The following is a 14,666-nucleotide window of genomic DNA, read 5'->3' on the forward strand; positions in this document are numbered from 1 at the left end:
GATCAGACGTTCCATCCCTTCTCGGCCTCGGTCCCGTTGCGCGGGTCCTCGTGGCGGGCGATGTCCTGCTCGTGGGCCTGGCGGAACAGCGGCCCCATGTCCTCCGCGACCGCGACCGCCGACATGAGCGCGCCGAAGATGTCGTTGAAGCCGTCCGCGACTTCCTTCTCCAGCGGGAACTCCGAGTCGGCCCGCTCGGCGAGGATCTTCATCACGTTCGCCACCGACGTGAGCGCGGCCGGGAGCCCTTCGACCATGGCCAGGATCTCCATGGCGTCCTCGGGGTCGTAGCTGTTGGCCGCGGCTTCCATCTCCGCCGCGTACTCCTCGAACCGGAAACCGGACACGATCTCTCCCTCACTGCTCTCGCTGCTGGTGGGTGCTGCCGGCGTCGGACCGGCCGGGCGCTCGACCTGGTCCCCGATCTGCTCAGTACCGTCCTCGGCCGCCTCGGCGTCGACGGCGTCCTCGGCCTCCTGCAGAGCGGCCCGAATCGCCTCATCCCGCTCGCTGCGCTGCTCGTCGGCGGTGCGCATCATCCGGGCGTAGAGACGGCGGCCCGGGTGGACAAGCCACGGCAGCCCGAGCTTGCGCCCGATCGGGGAGGTGATGAGCCCGACGATGCCGAGGGCACCGGCGAGCAGCGCCGCGAGCAGGCGGCGACGCTGGAACCGGGCGGCGGACTTGCGCAGGGCCTTGCGCGCTTCCTTGCGGGCCGGTGCCTTGCGCACCTGGTCACGCTGCCCGGCGACCTGTCCGGCGGTCCGCGCATCGCGTGCCTTGCGGGCCCGCTCTATCGCCGCGCCCGTGGCCTTGCCGATGCGCCCGGCGGCCTTGCCCACGGCCCGACCGACCGCGCCCTTGCCGCCCAGGCCGGCAGACCGCCGGTCAGCCCTCGCCTGACGGCGAGCGTCCGCGAGTGAACGGCGGGCGCCGGTCGTGTCGTTGCGGCGGGCGGCCCGCGACGGCGACGCCTGCCGCGCGGCTTCCCGCAGGGCCTTGACCTGCCCGACCTTGCTGCGGCCTTTGCCCGACGCTGCGGACAGCGACGCCGCAGCCCCGGTGCGGCGGCGGTTCAGCCCACCGGCCTTGGCCGTGGAGGGGGTTGAACTGGCGGTGCCCCGGGACGCTTTGCCCCGGCCGCGACCAGCGGCCTTAGTGGTGCCGGCGTTCCCGTTACGGGACTGGCCCGGCACTCGAACCGAACCGGGGCGGCGGCTCGCTGCGGCCGCGGCTGCCATGCCACTGCGGGCCGGACGGCCAGTGGCCGCCTTGCCCTTGCCCTTGCGGTCGCGGCGGTGGCGGGTGGCTGCGGCGGCGGTGCCGAGCACGACAGCGCCGGTAGCGGCGAGGGCGAGCGCGACCGGCCCGCCCGCCAGCGCGGCAGCGGCCATCAGGGACGTGGTGGCGTTGGTGCCGGTCACCGCGAGCGGCACGACCGGCCATCCGCCCGGCGTGTGCTCCACCTCGGCTGCGGCCGGGGCGGGCGCGCTCTGCTCGAGCGGGGACGGTGTGGTGTCCGGCGGGGCCTCGGTGCCCGCTCCCGGAGCGATGGTGGTGTCCGTCATGCTGTGTGCACTCCCTTCGGGAGGTCAAAGGCCCGGACGCTGCCGGCCAAAGCACTGCGTCCGGGCCTTCCGTATGTGGTGGTGCGGGTCAGAGCCGGTTCGACTCCAGCGAGAAGAAGGCGACGTTGGCGCGGGCGAACTCAGGGTTGTCCGTGCGGATCTGCGCCAGCAGGTGCACCAGCACGTCCTGCCGGGTGGCGGTCGGCGACGGCGTGAAGGTGCCGAACCACGAGCCAGAGAGGCGGCCGGGAATGTCGAGGGTGAGCACGTAGTGGTGACTGCCCTGGCCCGTGGCGGCCGGGGCGGCGGTCTGCTCGGTCGTGCTGCTCATGCGGTGTTCTCCTGTCGGGTCAGGCGGCGAGAGTGGTGGGTGAGTCGTGGCAGGTCACGCACATGCCGAGCGAGCGCGGGATGCGGTATCCGGCGTCCCGGCGGCAGATCGGGCAGACCCGCTGTGCGGCGTTCGCCTTCGCGAGAGCCGCCCAGCGGGCCGGGGTCATCGGCCGCACGGGCTTGGCGCGGTCGATGCGGTACAGGTAGGCGACCAGCGGCCCGCGACGGCGGCGCGGGCGCTGAAGTTCGGCGGCGACGCCCTGCCCGCCCGGCCGCAGCCCGAGGGCGCGCAGTTGGCGGTAGGTGGCGTAGCCGTCCGGGGCGAGCCGCCACCGGTAGGTGGGCAGCGTGCTCACGACGACGCGCCTTCGAGCGTCCGGCCGGCCACCGCGTCGCGGTGCTCCTGGTAGCGGGTGGAGACCCAGCCGATGGACCAGCCGCACAGTTCCACAGCCGACCGCACCGGCAGCCCTTCACCGAACGCGGCGTGCACGATGGCGCGGGCGCGGTCCTCGGGCAGCTTCTCGTTCACCGGCCCACCGGCGAGCAATGCGGCACGTTCACGGCGGGCGGCTTCCTCGCGCTGCCGCTGCTCCTCCTGGCGGCGCTGAGCGGCCTCTCGTTCACGGCGTTCACGGTCCCGCTCGTTCTGTTCACGCTCGCGTTCACGGCGTTCACGGGCCTCCCGCTCCGCACGCTCGCGCGCCTCCCGCTGCTCGCGTTCCTCGCGCCGTGCCGCCTCCTCCCGCTCGGTCTGTTCACGGGCGAGGCGGGCTTCGTGCTCGCGCTGTTCACGGGCGAGCGCGGCGGCGTGCTCCCGTTCCTCGCGGGCCCGCTGCTCGACCGCCTCACGCCGCTCCTGTGCCGCCCGTTCACGCTCGGCCTGCTCGGCCTTCCGCTGCGCTTTCTGCGCGTCCAGAGCGGCGGTGATGGCACGGCGGTAGGCGAGACCGGTCTCTGCCGTGACGATCAGCAGCAGCGGCGCGACCGCATGCACGGCCACGCCGACCAGGTCTTTCCTGAGTGCGGACTCCGCGACGTTGAGCGCGAGGGTCATGCAGCCGGTCATCCACCGCAGCACGACCGGCCACCGGCCGCCGTTGCCGCCCAGACGGGCCAGAACGGCGTCCAGACGGACCACGATGACGACTGCGGCGTCCACGACCAGCGGCAGGATCGGCGCGGTCCAGTCCCACTCGTCGGGGGTGTGGGCGGCGGCGAGCGGGGTGACGGTGAGGATCGAGTAGAGCATCGCCCCGGCCACGATCATCCACGTCCCGACCGACAACGCACGCTCGGCTGAACGGATCTGAACACTGCTCATTCGCTCGTCTCCCGGACCTCGGCCGTGGCGAACAGACGGACCGGCGCGTCCGGGTCATCGGGCACCGAGCCGATCTCGGCCCACTGCCATTCGGCACCGTCCGTGAACACGTAACCGAGCGCGTCCAGCGCCCGTGAACGCTCCTGAACACTCGGCACTTCGGGACCGGGATTCAGGTCGCATTCGGGCCACTGCGACCCCGGTACTCCGAGCAGCACCACATACAGCCGCCAGCGACCGGTCACCGTGGAGCGGGACACCTGCGCTGTGAACGTCGCCGCCATCACGCCACCTCCGGCGCACCCGCGACGGTCCGGTTGGTCAGCTCCCGACGGGCGGCCAGCACCCGCCGGCGGGCCCGCCGGATCCGGCGCACGTCCAGCGGCGACGGCGTGCGGTCGAGCGCGGTGATCTGCGCGTCCAGCAGCTCGAGCTCCGCCGTGATGACGGGCATCTCGCTCTCGATCGCGTCCAGCTCCGCGGCCGTGGGCTCGCGGTCGAAGTCGGCGCCGGTAACAAGCGCCTGAGCAGCAGCGATGTGCTTCATGAGTCGTCTTCCTCTCACGCAGGAACGGCTCAACAGAGCGGCCCCGGTGTCCTACCACCGGGGCCGCACGCCGTTGAAGTCGGTAGATCCGGCTCCCCTCAGCGCTGCCGTACGAGACGAGCAGCGGAGGCAACCGGCCGCAGCGAGCGCTGCGCGGTCGTTCAGACCTCCGATTCGCGTGGTGCCGCTGACCCTGGGGAGGTCTGGTTCCCGGGGCGTAGGCGGCCTCAATGTCGGCCACGCGGTTCTTTAGAGCCGATGGCGTGTCCCCCGTCTGGGGTGTGGGGCCCGGTTGTGACGCGGGCCCGGTCTCGGTCGGCTGGTCTCCACTCGCCTCGGCCGGCGTCCTCACGGTCGTACTGCTGCGGTGGATCACGCTGTGGAGTTGTCGGCATGACGCGATCGGCCCACTCCGAAAGTTCCGGATGAGGCGATGACCACACCAAGAGACTGGACCGGTGGACCGGTCCAGTCAACCTCTGAATTTGAAGTTGGGAGGCCATAGGTCGGAAAGTGGCAGGTCAGTCGACGTGACGAGCCATCAAAAAAGCTGGACCGGCGGACCAGTCCAGCTCCAAATGGGCGGCCTACCTACATCGCGTAGGTGTCAACCTGCTCGAACAGCGAGGAGGGGGTGACGCCTTCCTCACATACCAATGGGTGACCTTGCTGGTCATACGCCGTGTGCAGGAGTACAGCGACGGGGGTCGCTACGGGCACGCCCAAGCGCTCCGCCTCCGTGTCCGAAGCGAGGCGGATCGTGGTGACGTCCACTCCTTCGACCGGGAATCGTCCGGTCTGCCGCCGGACATAGCGTGTGGTGCCTTCGGCGATGGGTGCAGTGTCGGCAAGGCGGGGTGCCGCCTCCCCGATCTCTGGGGGGAACCACGCCTCCACACAGCTATTCGGGGTTCCGTCCGGGAGCTGGAGGATGCGGATGCGTCGGAGCGCCAGCGCCCCGGGAGAGAGTCCGAGCGCGACGGCTACACGTGAGGGAGGCTCTGCCCAGTCGGGCGTACCAACGCGCAGGAACGGCATCCCGCCCAGGATGCGAGCCGATCCTGCCCGGCGGGCGCCGGCGGGACGTGCGACAGGTGTCTCCGTGACGACGAAACCGGTGCCCTGCTTGGCGACGACCACACCGTCGTTGCGCAGCACATCCACGGCCTTGATGGCGGTGGCCCGTGACACGTCCCACTGCTCGGCCAAGTCGCGGCCCGATGGGATCGTGGCCCCAGGGGCGAACTCACCAGCGGCGATGCGGGCGCGCAGAGATTCAGCGATCTCCTCGTACTTCAGAACAGCCATGGTTTCACCTTTTCCGCACGCTGGACTGGTCCACCGGTACACACGATACTGCGGGCATGTCGAATCTCGAATTGGATCCCTCCGTGATGCGGTTCTACGGCGAGACAGTGAACGAGGACAGCCGCCTGCGTAGCTCGGCAGACGGACGTATGGAGCTGGTTAGGACCCAAGAGCTCCTCCGACGCTTCTTGCCGCCCCCGCCGGCGCGTGTGCTCGACGTGGGCGGAGGGTCTGGGATTCATGCTGAGTGGCTAGTGAAGGACGGCTACGACGTCGCCCTGGTAGACCCGGTGCCCCGCCATGTCGCGAGCGCGGCGGCCGTGTGTTCAGCGTCCGTAGGGGACGCACGCGAACTGCACGAGCCGGACAACAGCTTCGACGTTGTGCAGCTCCTTGGGCCGCTCTACCACCTGCCAGATCCCCAGGACCGCGGGAAAGCCCTGGCGGAAGCCTTCCGCGTAGTGAAGCCAGGCGGGCTGGTCGCTGCAGCTGCAATCAATCGCTACGCGTCACTATTCGAGCACGTTACGTACGCTCACCTGCATACAGAGCGGATTCGCAACTCCGTCTCCAAAATCCTTGAGACGGCCGTCTACGACGGGGCACGAGGGTTCACCCTGTCCTACTTCCATCGCGCCGAAGAGCTTGTGGCGGAGTTGGTAGCCTCAGGCCTAAGGGACGTGCAAGTCTTCGGTATTGAGGGCCCTGCCTGGTCACTGGTGAAGGTCGCCGAACAGCAGCCGGGCGACGGCCCAACAGATGAGCTGATTGCGTCGGCCATGGACGCAGCGCGCCTGGCAGAGCCGTACCCGGAACTCCTCGCCGCTAGCTCGCACCTACTGGCCGTCGGCAGGGCTCCAGTTGACGTCAACACAGCGGATTCCTGAGCCGTCGGCGTCGCCTCAGGCGCACGAGCGCGCCCCCACCACCTCCGCACCCACTACGGTTAAACAACGGCCGGCCGTAGGCGAGCGGGCGTGGACGACGTCTGCGCCAGTCGCGCCGTTTGCGTGCCCTACGCGTAGACGCGCTCAGCGCATCGCCGCGTAGCAGCAGGCAACGCCCGCCAGATGCCCTTCTGGATCTATTCGAAGAGTCCGGACTGGCTGGGGGGTTCGGCTCTACCGGCCGAGCCGCGCCCCCTGCGCTGAGTTACTTCCTCGATGGGCCCTAGAGTCTCAACGACCGCAGCATTGTAGAGCCAATGCAATGTCCCTTCACGTTCGAGGTTTCCAGTAACTCGAATTGCGAGATCCTCCTCGTGGGCCCTGACTGCCTCGTGATAGTCCTCGTCCGACGCTAGTCGAACTCGAACCTTCTTGGGTTGCCCACTCTCAAGCGAATCAACACCGAAGACTCCCGGACTCCTTGCCTCCTTCTTGGCGAGGAGGTGGACACGGCCAACAATTGTCTTGCGTTCCGATCGATTGTCTGACGCAAGCTCATTAGCCGCTTTTTCCAAAACTGCCGCATCGCTTCCCCGCAGATCAAAGGTAACTGACGCAGAGTCTCCAGGAACAGGCGCACTCGGGTCCCAGTCAACCGTAATATCTGCACCATCGGAATGGGAAGCCATACCCAAGAGGGCAACGGTCATTTCGTAGGAGACACCCTGCTGTACGCCAGCGGCGAACCCCGTCATTGAATGATGGGCCCTGTAGTGGTCAAGAGCTTCAACGGTTGCGCCGACTGCGCGCACAACTGCCAAATTGATGTCACGGGATTGAGCAACGTTCGAGGACATCAGGTCAGGACTTGCTGCTTGCAATCCTCCGCGCAGAGGGACTTCAGAATCCGTCGGCGCGTAGGCCGTCACGATGTAGCTGCCGGGCGCCGTTTGTCCCATCAAGATGCTCTCAAGATAGCGATTGGCGAATTGCCCGAACTTGTTGCTGAAATGCCGCACGGGATCAACGAATGATTTGGCTCCGGCAAGAAGAGCCTTTCTGGCCGAGAGAATCAGCTGCTCGCCTTCGCGCCAAGCAATCATTCCACTGGGGGCAGAGGACTCCTTCCTGAACCTGAACTCGTCCGCGGTGCGTACGATAAGTCGCGGAGAAAGTACTCGCGTCCATAGATCACGATCGTCAGCCAACTGCCGCAGGGCGGCATTCATCATGAAAGTGAAATCCGACGCCTGCGGGTCGAGCGGAACGAGCAGGGACTCGGCGGCAGAGGCACCGGCACCGGGTGGAGTGAGGCGATTGTAGGCACCTTCCCGTCCTCCCGCGACTCTCCAACCGGCTTCCTCAAGGATGTTTGCAAGCCTGTAGGGGTCAACGCTTTGGGGGGCGGGGAGGGAATTAGACCCGACCATTTAACGACTCACCCCTGTCAAGCTTATCGAGAATCAACGTTAACGACGACGCATCAAAGACATTAGCCGTGGGAACCCTCACGGTGGGGCTCGCCACGCCCGCCTTCACCGTCTGACCTTCTAGCGAAGTCCAATAACAGCAGTAACTGAGTTCCAACCGGTCGTGACTGGCCCTAGTCCAGTCCAATTGCCGATGTGACGTAACCATGACGATCAAGATCGCCTTGGGCGTACTCCGCACGAGTGAGAGATGCTCGAAGTACTCGCGCTTCTTTAGCTGATAGCTAAACTCGGACTTGGCCGGATCTGGGCGAATCGTAGTGGTGTTTTTGAGCTGCACATAGACACTGGCCTCTTGCTTGCCAGGGACCATCGCAGGCCGGGCTAGCAGTGCGTCCATACCATAGATGTCACGTCTGACAGCGGTCATCGCACAGCCGGCCGTTGCTGCGACGCTCGCCACGTAGCCTTCCTGGAGCTGCTCCATGCATGCGGTGAAGGTGTCCCTGTTCACCGCCTCGATGCGACTTACCGGGACGCGCTTAACTCCTCGGGCGTCAGCAGACTGCACCAATCGACCCACCCCCTCCCGCTTGCAGCGTAGATGGGATGGAGGCCTACGGCATACCCTCAGTAAGGGGCTTCGTACCGAGGGTGCCTCGGCCCTGTAGGAGGCGAACGCTGCGCGCAGTACCCGGACGGACCTAGCCTCGCAGGTCAGGGCGTCGGAGGTGAGCCGGATGAAGTGCGTAGTGGGTGCTTCACTAGTGCAGCGCGACGCTGTCGGCATACTGGCGTGCTCGTTTGCCTGACGAACGCTGAGCACCCCTTGCACACTGTCCTTCATGTCCCTCAATCTCACCCACGCGGCCGCCACCACCGCGGCCATAGCCCCTTGGTGGGGTACGGCGTTGGGCGCCGGTGTCGGAGCGCTCGGAGCCGGTGTCGTCACGGCATCCGTTGCTTACATCAACAACCGGGCCAACCGTAAGCAACTCGACAAACAGCTCGCGGCTCAGCAGGCGATGCTTGAGCGGCAGCTCGAAGCCCAGCGGGGCCAGATGGCGGAGCAGTTGAATGCTCAGCTCAAGATCGCCGAGATGAATAACGACGCCAACCACGTCAGGGACCGCGAGGGACAGCAATCCGAGCTACGAAAGTGGCAACTGGAGACCCGCCGCGAGACCTACGTCGACTTCGTTGTTGCTGTCGAAAAGTTGCGCGAAACGATCGCTGCGGGTGGCCAGCTACTCGCCGGCACATGGCCCCTACCCGCACCACTCTCGGAAGCAGAACTGCACGATCTAGAACGCCTCGAGAGGAGCATCGTCAGCCTCTATGAGGAGGCGTTCCAACGGGCTCAGGTCGTCCGCCTGACCGGGCCGGATGGTGTTGCCAACTGTGCCAAGAGCCTCGGCGACACCATGACGGAGTACGTCACCTACAGCAACGAACGGTTCCGAGCCGCCAGGCGGAACGAGCGCAGCGAGATGCTCAGAGAGTGGCAGGACGCGGTGCGCGAAATGAATCGCCTCCTGCAGGAGTTCGTCAACACGGCCTACACCGTCGTCAACCTGCCCTCCAGCACGCCACAGTCCCCTGTACCCCCGCCCCGGAACGCGGACGAGCCCTCGGTCGCTGCCTGATGGGGCGGGCGGCCGCTACGACGCCAACTTGTCACTGGGACCGTATCGGCCCGACGATGACAGCTGCTGACGTAGCCGGGAAGAGACCACCGCCCCGCGTGGTGGTCTCTTCGGCGTTTCTAGGCTGAGTCGCGCTTTGAGGCGCGATGAGTCGCGGCAAATCAGAAACTCGCTTGGCGGAACGCTGTCCAAGGTTGAAACGCAAGCGAATCAACGAGCTTGATGCTGCGCATGATCTGCGCGACAGGACGTGTCGACGACTTTCGCCTGTCGCGACCCGCGGAGAAGGACCTAGTACCGACCCCGTCGTCCCTATACCCGACTTCAGAGCGAGGACGCTGCCCCCTCAAAGCCTTGGAGGGGGCAGCGTGTATCGCACGGGACTGGCGCGCTCTCAAGGCGGTTGTCATCCAATGCCCATCCATCCCCCGCGAGATCTGGCATTGAACTTCCTCTGTGCAGCCTCCCAAGCGATGCTCTATGAGAGTGACGAGCCCTCGGGTCGACTCTCCGTTACAGAGATAACCCCACCCCCTTGGACCTAGATGAATTCCCGCTCCGCTCCGGCAAGGCTGCGATGCCTAATCCAGCCAATGCAGCCCAGGCTGCAAGGCATCGAACGATTTGACTTCCACTGTTGGCCGTGCCGAGCGCGGGTTGCATTAAGGCCGCACTCAGCGCTCCACCCGCGAGGCGCGGCAGTGGAGGCACCGAGCATGTGCAGGTTTGCAGCGAGGCAGAGTCATTGGCCTCCGAGGCGCCCTCATCATCGCGGTCGTCCTCGTCTAGCTTGTCCTCCACACGGTCAAGCAACGCTTCCCAGCTGGCTGGTTCGATTCCGGCACGTCGTTGCCGGACAGCCTCTCGGCTTTCCTCCGCCCAATTGCGGAGTAACTCGTAAGTGTTGAACATTCGGTGTGCCTCCTGCACGTGTGCGTGTGGACGCTTATCGGTTGCCATCCTTTGAGCGCGCTTCCTTGTCGTTGTCAGGGTCGCTAGGACCCAACCTGGGCTCACGGGAGGCGACTTGCTGGCCCTCCCGTGAGCCCGAGTAGCGGCACTAGCTCGTCACGTCGCCCAGCACCTCGTCGTGGATCGTGTCCTTGTAGGGCTCCAGTGCTTCGCACACCTTTTTGAGGCGACGCGCCACTGTGTGCCGCTCGATGGCGAGAACGTTGGCGATCTGCCCCTGATTGAGTCCCTCAACGATCGCGAGGCGGCCGACCTGAAACAGCTTCTCCGGGAGCTTGTCCACGAGGAATCTTTCGATGGACTGGAGACGATCAGCATGGACGTGCGTACCCTCGTCGGGCGCGACCAAGACTTCGGGGAGTGCGTCCACCGGGGTCGACAAGTCGCGATCATTGTTCCGCGCTGCGTCTGCGATGACGTCCTGCATCACCTTGCGCGCGAAGGCCCGCCCGCCGTCTTGTCGGTCCAGGACGAAGTCCGGTTTCGACCATGCGCGCACCAACTGGTACACGCAGGTCTGCACTAAATCCTCCATCAAGTACCCCATGCACGCCTGGCGCACCATGCCCTCGAGCATGGGCTTCAGACGCTGCAGTTCCCCAACCTGCTCCTCCGTCAGACGACGGCGGCGCTTGGATTCAGAGGTGGTACGAGCCCCAGGGACCGGGCGCTGCGGCGTACTCGGTAGGTCGTGCGGGTCCGTCGGCCCTCGAACATCGGGGGCGTTGCGCATCTGGACCAATCCTTCCCGTAACTCAATTAACTCGACACTGAGACGTCGTAGTTCGCGACTCTCACCCAGCTATGCCGTGAGGATGGGCGCCTGTGGTGCATTTGAACTCTGTAACTTTGGGTGATGTTCTGGGCTGAGCCTCGTCGACGTGCTCGACGAGGCTCAGGAAGCAAATGTGGCCTTGGTGGACTCGTCAGCCGAAGATCTGATGAATGAACATCGCGACACCGAAACCCGCGAGGAGCGCAACCCCGAGCAGCGGGTTAAGGAAGGCCACGTAGGTGACCAACCCCGCAATGATCAAGATCAGCAAGATGCGGTAGAGCTGCTGGACGGGGTCCATGCGAAGTACTCCCAGGGCGACAGACCGACAGCGGGTCGGACTTGATGCGGCCGGCTGCTTGCCGGTTCACAAGAAGAAGCCGTCTGGCCGAGGCCGTAGGGCGCGCTCCCTGGTGTGGCCATCGTCACGCCGCGCACTGCACCCGCTAAACCGTCGCAAAGGCGTTCGATCATCCTTGAAGTGCTGATCGCGATGCACCGGAGTGAAGCCTTCCGGTGAATGCGCGGTGGTGACGGCGATCTCGCTATCACTTAGCACAGGTTGTCCCTGGTCACGGACGTGATCACGCCGCACAAGATCAGTCTCTTCTAAGCGCTTGGCCGCAGGTTCGAGTCCTGCCGGGGGCGCACAACGCGCACAACCTCGAGGCCCTCCCGCCGGGAGGGCCTTTTCGTCGGCCAGCGGCACATTAGCGGGTGTCGCGTAGCGGACAGGTAAGCGCCGCACCGGCCTCTGGCGATCGGGAGGGGATCCGGCTGTCACCGGGTTTCTGCGGGTGGCCGTGCCGAATACGCGTCGAAGTTTCGCGGGCGGCTGGCCGCGCCTGGGCCTGGCAGTGGAACCCCTTCCGGAATCGCGTGCCGTGACCGGCATGATGCACGCCATGAGCATCGAACCCGGCAGCGTCCCTGCCGAGAGCATGCAGGTCACGGTGGAGACCGATGGTGTCGCGCAGGTCTTCGAGTGGGAGCACGGTGCGCGCATCCAGGTCCGCAGAGCTTCACCCACCGCCCCGCGTCAGCGACCCTGTTCCCATGCTGACCCTCGATTCGCAGGACCCGCTCGCCGTCGCCGTCACCGGTGCCGTCCGGGGCGGTGATCTCGGGCTGCTCCGGCGGTTGCTCGAGGAGCATCCGGGGCTTGCCCGGGCCCGGATCGTCGAGGCGCGCGAGGGGTGTGGGCCGGGTGGGCGGAGTCTGTTGCATGTCGTCGCCGACTGGCCGGGGCACTTCCCGGACGGGCCGCGAACGGTCGCGGCGCTGGTCGCCGCCGGCGCCGATCCCGGGGCGCGGTTCAGCGGCGCACACGCCGAGACGCCGCTGCACTGGGCGGCGTCCTGCAACGACGTCGCCGTCCTGGAGGCGCTCGTCGCGGCCGGGGCCGACATCGAGGCGGACGGGGCCGCCATCGGGGGCGGTACGCCGCTCGCCGACGCCTGCGGGTTCGGGCAGTGGGAGGCCGCGTACCGGCTCGTCGAGCTCGGGGCGCGTACGACGCTCGAGGAGGCGGCCACCCTCGGGCTGCTCGACCGTGTCGAGAGCTACGTCACGGGCCCGGCCGCACCCACGACCGACGGGATCACCCGCGTCTTCTGGGGCGCCTGCCACGGCGGACAACTGGCCACCGCCCGGTACCTGCTGGCGCGAGGCGCGCACATCGACCACGTGGGCCACGGCGGAATGACGCCCCTCGACATCGCCCGCGCACAGGAAGCACAACAGGCGCAGCAAGACCAACAGGCGCAGGGAGCCCGGGACGTCGTCGCCTGGCTGATCGGTCAGGGGGCGCACGCGGGGTCGGAGATTTCGGACTAGGGCATCCGCACGCTCCGCATAACGGGAGAAATCATCATCCAGGTTGAAGAAATTGTGAAGGTCGGACCATCCTTCCGCCATGACTCTCGCCGCCGCGGATCTCGATCTGTCCAACGTGCCCGCATACGCCCACGATTGGGCGCTCGTCGACGTGGAGACCTCTGGTCTCGTTGCGCGGCGGGACCGGGTGTTGTCCGTCGCGGTGGTGACCGTCGGGCCGGACGGGGAACAGACTGCCGAGTTCTCGACGCTGCTGGATCCGGAATGTGACCCTGGCCCGGTCCACGTCCATGGGCTGACGGCCGAGCGGCTGCGCGGTGCTCCGGCCTTCGAGGAGGTCGCTCAGCGGATCGCGAGCATGCTCGAGGGCCGGGTGCTCGTCGCTCACAACGCGCAGTTCGACTACGACTTCCTCGCCCACGAGTTCGCCCGAGCCGGGGTGTTGCTGCCGGTCGCCAGGCGGCTGTGCACCCTGGCGCTGAACCGGCGGGTCGACCCGCCGACGCCGGATCTACGGCTCGGGACACTGGCTGCCCACTACGGCGTGCCTCAACTACAGGCGCACGACGCCCTCGACGACACGCGGGTGCTGGCCGGCGTGCTGCGCGCGTCCCTCCAGGAGGCCGCGCGGCTGGACCTGCCGCTGCCGTTCGTCGCCTGTCCGCCCCGGCAGGACGCGCGGTTCACTCCCAGCCCGCCGAAGACCCCCTGCGCCTTCCGTAATCCCGGCCGGATGGCGATGGGCGGACCGCTCGTGCAGGGCATGAAGATCGCTGTCACGGGCGCGACGGCGACGCCCCGCGCCGAGTTGGCGGCCAGGGCCGTGGCCGCCGGGCTCAATGTGATGGGCTCCGTCAGCCGGCACACCGGCGTTCTGGTCACGAACGACCGGTCCTCCGGTTCGGCGAAGGCACGGCGGGCCGTCGCCGAGGGTGTGCCCGTCATCGACGAGCAGGAGTTCCTGAGGCTGCTCGAGGATGTGCGGCCGGGCACGGCGCACGAGACGTCGGCAGGAGCCGCTCCCGCCCCCGCGACCACCCCTTCCGCACCCGCCGCTCCCGCACTGGCCACACCCGCACCCGCCGCCCGCGAGCCCGTGACCACCTCGCCCGTCCCCGCGCCCCGCGAGCCCGCGCCAACCGCGCCCGCCCCCGACGCGCCCGCCCCCGACGCCCCGGCGGCCGACCCGGCCAGGCCGTTGCGCGGGCGGCGGGTGCTGGTGCTCGGCGGGACACACCCCGAGGCGGCGTCCGCTCGTGTCCGTGTCGTCGAGCTCGGAGGCGCCGCGGCGATCAACCTGTCCTCCGGTGTCACCGATGTCGTCCTGCTGGCCGGTGCGGAGGCCGACCGCCGGATGCGGCGGATCACGACGCTCCGGATCCCTGCGTACGAGGAAGCGTGGCTGGACGCGCCCGTCGTCGCCCCCGTGCCCACCTGGAGCGAGCGGCGGCCGGGACCGCAAGTGCTGCCGAGGGGTGGCGTCGTCGATCTGTCCGATCGCCGGGCCGGGTCCCCGTGGAGCGTCAGCGCCACATGGGCGCAGCAGACGACGTGCGAGATCGACCTCGTCGCGTTCCTCGTCGACGAGGACGACCAGGTGTCCTGCGACGAGCACTTCGTCTTCTACGGAGCGCCGGAAAGCCCGGACGGAGCCGTACGGCTGCTGACCGACGGTCCGACGGAACAGACCGTCACCGCCGATCTCGGCGCGCTGCCGCCGGCGGTCAGGCGGGTCGTCGTCGCGGCGGCGATCGACGGCACGCCGACGTTCGGCGACGTCGGCGCCGTGCAGGTGACCACCGGCCCGGGCGGGAGCGCCGCTCCGCTCGCTCAGGCGGCCCTCGACGCCGCCACCACGGAGCGGACGCTGCTGCTCGCCGAGCTCTACCGCCGCGGACCGTTGTGGCGCTTCCGGGCCGTGGGGCAGGGCTACGACCACGGGCTGGCGGCGCTGGCCCGCGGATACGGGGTCGAAGTCGCGGACTGACACGGGCGGATCCACAGGGGCGCCACCGGGCGCCCCCTCGACCCGCCACACAC

15 protein-coding genes are annotated in these 14,666 nt (G+C 67.6%); 4 read left to right on the forward strand and 11 right to left on the reverse strand.

What is annotated here, in order from left to right:
* Nucleotides 1–2: 2 nt before the first annotated feature.
* From ACTMTU_RS09750 to ACTMTU_RS09780, 7 genes are all read right to left on the reverse strand, one after another.
* The gene (locus ACTMTU_RS09750) at nt 3–1,568 is read right to left on the reverse strand and encodes a hypothetical protein (RefSeq protein ID WP_441263064.1); all 1,566 of its coding nucleotides are present in this window, start codon (nt 1,566–1,568) and stop codon (nt 3–5) included.
* Between the two features lie 88 nt (nt 1,569–1,656).
* Nucleotides 1,657–1,899, reverse strand: a complete 243-nt coding sequence (locus tag ACTMTU_RS09755) for a hypothetical protein (protein WP_441263065.1) — start codon at nt 1,897–1,899, stop codon at nt 1,657–1,659.
* Nucleotides 1,900–1,918: 19 nt separating this feature from the next.
* Nucleotides 1,919–2,257 (reverse strand): RRQRL motif-containing zinc-binding protein, encoded by a 339-nt coding sequence (locus tag ACTMTU_RS09760; RefSeq protein WP_441263066.1) that lies wholly within the window; start codon nt 2,255–2,257, stop codon nt 1,919–1,921.
* Entirely contained in the window at nt 2,254–3,225 is a 972-nt protein-coding gene (locus ACTMTU_RS09765; RefSeq protein ID WP_441263067.1) for a DUF2637 domain-containing protein, read from the reverse strand. Before ACTMTU_RS09765 ends, ACTMTU_RS09760 begins: the two co-directional genes overlap by 4 nt.
* Nucleotides 3,222–3,509, reverse strand: coding sequence for a DUF6303 family protein (locus tag ACTMTU_RS09770; protein WP_441263068.1), 288 nt, complete (start codon nt 3,507–3,509; stop codon nt 3,222–3,224). Before ACTMTU_RS09770 ends, ACTMTU_RS09765 begins: the two co-directional genes overlap by 4 nt.
* A complete protein-coding gene (locus tag ACTMTU_RS09775) occupies nt 3,509–3,772 on the reverse strand; it encodes a DUF6284 family protein (RefSeq protein WP_441263069.1) in 264 nt (87 codons plus the stop codon). Before ACTMTU_RS09775 ends, ACTMTU_RS09770 begins: the two co-directional genes overlap by 1 nt.
* 591 nt (nt 3,773–4,363) lie before the next feature.
* The gene (locus ACTMTU_RS09780) at nt 4,364–5,080 is read right to left on the reverse strand and encodes a GntR family transcriptional regulator (protein WP_441263070.1); all 717 of its coding nucleotides are present in this window, start codon (nt 5,078–5,080) and stop codon (nt 4,364–4,366) included.
* Between the two features lie 56 nt (nt 5,081–5,136).
* Between ACTMTU_RS09780 and ACTMTU_RS09785 the strand changes: the two genes are divergently transcribed.
* Nucleotides 5,137–5,967 (forward strand): class I SAM-dependent methyltransferase, encoded by an 831-nt coding sequence (locus ACTMTU_RS09785; protein ID WP_441263071.1) that lies wholly within the window; start codon nt 5,137–5,139, stop codon nt 5,965–5,967.
* Nucleotides 5,968–6,164: 197 nt separating this feature from the next.
* Here the strand turns inward: ACTMTU_RS09785 and ACTMTU_RS09790 are convergent, their stop codons facing one another.
* Nucleotides 6,165–7,199 (reverse strand): hypothetical protein, encoded by a 1,035-nt coding sequence (locus ACTMTU_RS09790; RefSeq protein ID WP_441263072.1) that lies wholly within the window; start codon nt 7,197–7,199, stop codon nt 6,165–6,167.
* A gap of 184 nt (nt 7,200–7,383) precedes the next feature.
* Nucleotides 7,384–7,884 (reverse strand): DUF4365 domain-containing protein, encoded by a 501-nt coding sequence (locus ACTMTU_RS09795; RefSeq protein WP_441263073.1) that lies wholly within the window; start codon nt 7,882–7,884, stop codon nt 7,384–7,386.
* Nucleotides 7,885–8,242: 358 nt separating this feature from the next.
* On the opposite strand from ACTMTU_RS09795, the gene ACTMTU_RS09800 reads away from it, so the two are divergent.
* Nucleotides 8,243–9,043 (forward strand): hypothetical protein, encoded by an 801-nt coding sequence (locus ACTMTU_RS09800; RefSeq protein ID WP_441263074.1) that lies wholly within the window; start codon nt 8,243–8,245, stop codon nt 9,041–9,043.
* Nucleotides 9,044–10,103: 1,060 nt separating this feature from the next.
* Here ACTMTU_RS09800 and ACTMTU_RS09805 read toward each other — a convergent pair.
* Both ACTMTU_RS09805 and ACTMTU_RS09810 read right to left on the reverse strand, forming a co-directional pair.
* On the reverse strand, nt 10,104–10,748 hold the full coding sequence (locus ACTMTU_RS09805; protein ID WP_441263075.1) for a sigma-70 family RNA polymerase sigma factor: 645 nt from the start codon (nt 10,746–10,748) through the stop codon (nt 10,104–10,106).
* Between the two features lie 193 nt (nt 10,749–10,941).
* Nucleotides 10,942–11,091 (reverse strand): hypothetical protein, encoded by a 150-nt coding sequence (locus ACTMTU_RS09810; RefSeq protein ID WP_441263076.1) that lies wholly within the window; start codon nt 11,089–11,091, stop codon nt 10,942–10,944.
* A 755-nt stretch (nt 11,092–11,846) separates the two neighbouring features.
* Between ACTMTU_RS09810 and ACTMTU_RS09815 the strand changes: the two genes are divergently transcribed.
* Together ACTMTU_RS09815 and ACTMTU_RS09820 are read left to right on the forward strand one after the other, a co-directional pair.
* The gene (locus tag ACTMTU_RS09815; RefSeq protein WP_441263077.1) at nt 11,847–12,626 is read left to right on the forward strand and encodes an ankyrin repeat domain-containing protein; all 780 of its coding nucleotides are present in this window, start codon (nt 11,847–11,849) and stop codon (nt 12,624–12,626) included.
* Nucleotides 12,627–12,705: 79 nt separating this feature from the next.
* On the forward strand, nt 12,706–14,613 hold the full coding sequence (locus ACTMTU_RS09820; RefSeq protein WP_441263078.1) for a TerD family protein: 1,908 nt from the start codon (nt 12,706–12,708) through the stop codon (nt 14,611–14,613).
* The last annotated feature ends 53 nt before the right edge of the window (nt 14,614–14,666 follow it).

This window comes from Streptomyces sp. OZ13 (assembly GCF_052068155.1).
Lineage (GTDB): Bacteria > Actinomycetota > Actinomycetes > Streptomycetales > Streptomycetaceae > Streptomyces.